This window comes from Vibrio sp. 10N.222.48.A3, assembly GCF_041475345.1.
GTDB classification, from domain to species: domain Bacteria; phylum Pseudomonadota; class Gammaproteobacteria; order Enterobacterales; family Vibrionaceae; genus Vibrio; species Vibrio tasmaniensis_A.
The window spans coordinates 1-5,547 of sequence record NZ_JBFRVX010001012.1 but is presented as its reverse complement, the minus strand read 5'-3'; the positions used below and the strand labels follow the sequence as shown (position 1 = coordinate 5,547).

The window sequence follows — 5,547 nt, the reverse complement described above, 5'->3', positions numbered from 1 at the left end:
GGTCAGTTCAGGCCTTGCCTTAGTTTGGTTTGACTATTACTGGGTTTACCTTTTCGCGTTTTGTATTGGTTTCAGTACCACGATAGCCGAGCCCTCTTTGATCGCCGTTGCTATTAAGGCAAACCAAGTTTCCGGTGGCAGTATCAGTGTTAACGGGCTGAGGATCTCCGTGGCGTTAGGTGTAGCGATTGGCATATCGCTAGGTAGTTATCGCATCGTGGCTGGCGACCCTATTCATTACTACATCATTGCTGGCTATGTCATTGTGGTTATTCAGACCTTTTATGCGCCCAAATTGATTATTCCGTTAGCTTACGATTCTGGTGGGGTTACGACATCAACGGTGACGGTACCTTTAGTGACGGCACTTGGGTTGGGACTCGCGTCAACGGTGCCAGGAAGAAATCCGGTAATTGATGGCTTTGGGTTGATTGCTTTCGCGAGCTTATTTCCAATTATATCCGTGATGGGGTATGCCCAAATAACGCAATGGCTAAACCGATCACAATCCTCTAAGGAGAGCAAAGATGCGCTTTAAACTTATCTTAGCGTTTGTAGAAGAAAGCAAGACCGATATCGTGCTCGACGCCGCGCGTGATGCGGGTGCAACAGGGGCAACCGTGATTAACAATGCCAGAGGGCAGGGGCTAAACCAAAAGCGCACCTTCTTTGGGTTAACGTTAGAGGTGCAAAAAGATGTGCTGCTGTTTGTCGTCGAGGAGCACCTAGCTAGGCATATTCTAGAAACTATCGGTGAAGTCGGGGAGTTTGACCAAGAGTCAGGGCAAGGGATAGCAGTGCAGATCGATGTCGAAGATGCAGTCGGGGTCGCGCACCAAGTTGAAACATTAACTAAGGTTGTGGAGGACGAGTTATGAGTGGCAGTGAAAAAATCCGAGTAAGCGATGTAATGGCTAATACGTATGTGATTATCGATGGGCTAACCACTGTGTTGGAAGCGATAGAGATGGCTAAGAAGCATAAAGTGAAAGCCATCATTGTCGATAAGCGCCACGAAGATGACGAATACGGCATCGTATTGATGAATGATATTGCTAAGAAAGTACTGGCTAAGAACCGTTCTCCGAAGCGAACCAATGTTTATGAGATCATGACCAAGCCAGCGCTAAGCGTGTCTGCCGATATGAATGTGAAGTACTGTGCACGCTTGTTTGAGCGTTTTGGTATCAGTCGTGCCCCTGTGGTCAGTGACCATAAAATAGTCGGTATGGTTAGTTACAATAATATCGTGATCAACGGTATGGCGAGAGATGACGTGTAGCTGTTAGATACGTACAATAGGCTCATAAATTTTATGGAGAAGTACGTGTGAAATTATTTTTTGCTTCAGACCTACACGGTTCGCTGCCAGCAACAGAAAGGGTATTAGAACTCTACCAAGCGTCTGGTGCGCAATATTTAGTGCTATTGGGTGACATTCTGAATCATGGTCCAAGAAACCCGATCCCTGAAGGATACAATCCGCCGGCGGTTGCAGAGAAGTTGAATGCGTTTTCTCAAGAGATCATTGCTGTTCGTGGTAACTGCGATAGCGAAGTGGATCAGATGTTGTTGTCTTTTCCAATGATGATGGATTACTCGTGGGTACTATTAGAATCAGGCCAACGTATTTTTCTAACTCATGGTCATTTGTACAACACCAATAAACGCCCCGAGCTAAAGGCGGGTGATATTATTGCCCATGGTCATACCCATATTCCTGTTGCTGAATACCAAGATGACATCTTTATCTTTAATCCTAGCTCGGTGACATTCCCACGAGATGGCCACGCAGCGAGCTATGGCATCTATGAAAATAATATCTTTAAAGTCATTAGCCTTGAAGGTGATGTTCTCGTGAGTGGCGAGCTTTAAATAAACTCAATCGGCGGCGTTAGAAAAGGCTCACTTTGAGTCTACGTGGCCGAGGTCTCTGTCTGGAGCAATGATGTTTCGTACTCTTTGCTTCAGAACTTTAGCCTCAGGAAAACCGTCGTCCGCTTTTCTTTCCCAAATCTGTATTCCATTACAAAAAACCTCAAATCGACCTCCGGTATCAGGGTGTAAACTCACTTGCTCTATCTCTTCACTGAAAGTATGCAGTAACTCTTGGCATAACCAACTAGAACGAAGCATCCAATTGCATTGACGACAATAGTGTATTGCGATGGTTGCCTTGGTGATTGATGCACTTACCGAGCTTGGTTCTGTATTCATAGATACCCCTAAAAATTCTAAAACAGTAGTTTGATGTCAACAGTTAATAAAAAAGGGGCATCATGCCCCTTTCTATTGGTATATCGTTTAATGATATACAGTAAATCACTGTTGAGTTTTAGCTTAATCTGATTTTAGTTTGAGACAGTATTAGTTTGAGAATAACACCGTAGAACCATGATTTAGGCTAGTGAGCAGCAGTGCTTTCTGATTAATAATATCAATGCGTCGGCTTTGTTCTGCATCCATTTTAATCACTTGAGTGATCAGCTCGAGTTGCTCCTCTGAAAAGTCTTGTCGCTCAGCAGAAGTGACATCTTTAAACTCCGTTGGTGAAATCAGTAAGTAATTATCGTTAATATCCCACTGACCGGTTTCGGAAATATTGATGACGTTTGCGGGTGCAGTCTGAGTGCCATACAGTTTAACTACAGCCATTCTCAGATACGTACCGTTTGGCAAATACTTCGCATTCGATGATAGCTCAACCTTACGCAGTGGCCCGATTGAATCCTCTTGCTTGATATCGCTAATCAGAGTCACCATTTTCGATTGCCATTCGTGTTGCGTAAGCAAGCGTTCTATCTTTGCATCGCTACCCCAGTATAACCAGCCGCTCAAGAAAGCAGAGATAACCAGTAAAATAATGGATAATTTTAATTTCATGTTACTGACCACCGTTACAAATGTCGTGTACATCCGACTGGTTTGCGTAAATTCTTAGAGTTACATTCTCGCTCGAGTAATCTTGAGGGTGAATATAGTTTAGAGCTAGATTGTTACCTTGTCCGCCTGTTGCAATCACCTCAGTTGGCTTTAGCATGCCAGTGTGGCTGGTGTTGTAACGCAATACACATTTCTCTATCGCTGGCAGCCAACTAGTCAGAGTTGGATGGTTGATTGGGGTTTGAACTTTGACACCATTAACCTCTGCTAATGTTCGAAACTCTGACTCTGCTGGGTTCTTTAACGTTAAAACGAGTATTGGCATAATGAAAGCGACAAGTAACATTCCAAACGTTAACCATTTATTCGAACTTTTTTCACGAAATTTAAAATTAAATTAACGAACACAAAAAAAGGGAGGCAAACGCCTCCCTTCTCATTATTCAATCAAATGATGATTAGCTTTTACACGTTGCTATCTTGCAACGAGAGAAATAAGCCAATGCAAAACATACCGCAACAAACGTTAGAGACGCTGCGCCAAATGCAATGCCAGTTGATGATGTCATTCCTAGGGTGATAAAACCAATACACGATACGAACGCCACAGACAGCGCATAAGGGAGCTGAGTCGATACGTGGTCAATGTGGTTACAACGCGCACCTGTAGAAGACAGAATCGTTGTATCCGAGATTGGAGAACAGTGATCACCAAATACAGAACCCGCAAGAACCGCACTTAGCATAGGAAGAATTAGCGCGATGTCAGAGGCAGCAGCCATGTCACCCGCAATCGGTAACATGATACCGAACGTACCCCAAGATGTACCTGTCGAGAATGCCATTAGGCCAGCAAGAAGGAACAAGATAACCGGTAGCCAGTGGTAATCGATGTTACCTGTTGCTAGAGAGGATAGGTACGAACCTGTTTTCATGTCGCCAATAACAGAACCAATCGTCCATGCAAATACAAGGATAAGGATAGCGCCAAACATTGAGCTTGCACCAATCCACATTGTTCTTGTGATATCAGCCATAGGCAGTTTCTGTTTGAATACCGTTGCTAGCGCAACGAGTAAACCAATAACACCACCGTAAACCAGAGACTTACCTACATCTGTATTTTCAAATGCACCAAGTAAGTTGAATGCTTGACCATCAGCAGTAAGCGCTTGGCCACCGGTGTAAAGCATTGCTGCAACCGTCGCGACGATTAACGCTACGATTGGCATAACGAGATCAGAAACAGAACCGTTTTCGCTCTCTTGAATATCCAGCTCTTCGTTTAGATCGTGCGCTTGCTTTTGATCATTATCACCTTCAAAACCACGGCCTTGAGAGGCTTCGATCTCATGCTCGCGCATTTTGCCAACATCTAAACCAAACCACGCAACAGCAAACACCATTAATAGCGCGAACACAGCGTAGAAGTTCATTGGGATAAGGCGAACGTAAGCACCCAGTGCAGAATACTCTGTCACACCGTGTGTCACTAAGATGCCACCAATGATAGTGATGATGTAAGCTCCCCAGCTAGAAGCCGGCATGATCACACACATAGGAGCAGCAGTTGAATCTAGGATATAAGCTAGCTTAGCGCGAGATACGTAGAAGCGGTCAGTTACAGGGCGAGAGATGGCACCTACCGCTAAGCTGTTGAAGTAATCATCAACAAAGATGAATACACCTAAAAATGCAGCAAGTAGTTTTGAACCACGTTTGCTCTTAACACGAGACTGTGCCCACTCAGCGAATGCGCGAGTACCGCCAGATAGTGTTAATAATGCCGTTGTCATTCCAAGGATAATTAGGAAAGCAACGATGCTCATGTTCCAAGTGTTAATACCACCATCTTCGATGAAAACACCAGATACTTTAGTAAAGACGTAGCTAGCTGCGTTACCTACTGAGTAGTCAGCAAGTAGAATCGCACCCATGACGATACCGACACCCAAGGAAACTAATACACGGCGGGTAACAATAGCAAGAGTCAAGGCAACCAAGGGAGGAAGCAGCGATAAAGGCGATGTTGCAAAATCTATTAAATTCATGATCTTCAAAAACCAGTTTTTTATTTGGCTAGAGATCTACTGCAGATAAACTTGATACGGCTTATCAAGCTCATGTTGAACTAAGCGAAAGGGAAGTGAACACTTCACCCAACCCTACAGTAGCGCTCCATAGTTTAAAATTAAGACTATGGCAGTGTTGTACCTATTGAGCACAACCCCAGCAAATTGCTTAGATATACAATTTACTTCGGCAATTACACCTTTCATTCCCGTTCATTGGCATCACCCCAACGAAAACTACTCTTTATAATTGCACCTCTACGTGCGGTAACATTATTAACCGTGTAAACCAGAGTTTAACAACAGATTAACCAAAGCACCGCATCAGGTAGCCGCAATTGTACCCATCAAGAGCAACAATGCAACATATCATTCCGAGAAAAATAAGCTTTTTGTTAATGAAGTAATCAATAGAAGAATAGTCAACTTTTACGGATTACTCCACTTAACACATATCAGATATCACCTGTTTTTTTTAAGATATTCTTAATAGTTATTATAAGTTCATTAGAAGTCTATCTTTTCATCTTAAAACACTCGTCTCATTTTCTTATTTAAATAACTAATAGAAGAAATACTATTTGTTTTATTC

The 5,547-nt window shown here is 43.2% G+C and carries 7 protein-coding genes, 1 pseudogene and 1 riboswitch; of the genes and pseudogenes, 4 read left to right on the top strand and 4 right to left on the bottom strand.

Annotated features, from left to right (window positions below; all coding sequences use genetic code 11):
• From AB4653_RS23060 to yfcE, 4 genes are all read left to right on the top strand, one after another.
• A partial coding sequence (locus tag AB4653_RS23060) for a DUF1538 domain-containing protein (protein ID WP_372105412.1) occupies window positions 1-538 on the top strand: 538 nt, incomplete at its 5' end.
• Window positions 528-878 carry a P-II family nitrogen regulator gene (locus AB4653_RS23055; protein ID WP_009847348.1) on the top strand — a complete coding sequence of 117 codons (351 nt, stop codon included), beginning with the start codon at window positions 528-530 and terminating at the stop codon, window positions 876-878. The genes AB4653_RS23060 and AB4653_RS23055, both read left to right, overlap by 11 nt.
• Window positions 875-1,282 (top strand): CBS domain-containing protein, encoded by a 408-nt coding sequence (locus AB4653_RS23050; protein WP_009847347.1) that lies wholly within the window; start codon window positions 875-877, stop codon window positions 1,280-1,282. Before AB4653_RS23055 ends, AB4653_RS23050 begins: the two co-directional genes overlap by 4 nt.
• 47 nt (window positions 1,283-1,329) lie before the next feature.
• Entirely contained in the window at window positions 1,330-1,875 is a 546-nt protein-coding gene (yfcE, locus tag AB4653_RS23045; protein ID WP_009847346.1) for a phosphodiesterase, read from the top strand.
• A gap of 30 nt (window positions 1,876-1,905) precedes the next feature.
• Here yfcE and AB4653_RS23040 read toward each other — a convergent pair whose 3' ends face one another.
• The 4 genes and pseudogenes from AB4653_RS23040 to AB4653_RS23025 form a co-directional block, all read right to left on the bottom strand.
• The gene (locus AB4653_RS23040; RefSeq protein ID WP_017096855.1) at window positions 1,906-2,217 is read right to left on the bottom strand and encodes a SelT/SelW/SelH family protein; all 312 of its coding nucleotides are present in this window, start codon (window positions 2,215-2,217) and stop codon (window positions 1,906-1,908) included.
• Between the two features lie 150 nt (window positions 2,218-2,367).
• Window positions 2,368-2,883 carry a regulatory protein ToxS gene (locus AB4653_RS23035; protein ID WP_009847344.1) on the bottom strand — a complete coding sequence of 172 codons (516 nt, stop codon included), beginning with the start codon at window positions 2,881-2,883 and terminating at the stop codon, window positions 2,368-2,370.
• A gap of 1 nt (window position 2,884) precedes the next feature.
• Window positions 2,885-3,259 (bottom strand): annotated as a pseudogene (locus AB4653_RS23030) (transcriptional regulator); the annotation flags it as partial.
• Window positions 3,260-3,341: 82 nt separating this feature from the next.
• Window positions 3,342-4,934 carry a Na+/H+ antiporter NhaC family protein gene (locus AB4653_RS23025; protein ID WP_029223134.1) on the bottom strand — a complete coding sequence of 531 codons (1,593 nt, stop codon included), beginning with the start codon at window positions 4,932-4,934 and terminating at the stop codon, window positions 3,342-3,344.
• A gap of 112 nt (window positions 4,935-5,046) precedes the next feature.
• A riboswitch (Lysine riboswitch) is annotated at window positions 5,047-5,224 on the bottom strand.
• Between the last annotated feature and the right edge of the window lie 323 nt (window positions 5,225-5,547).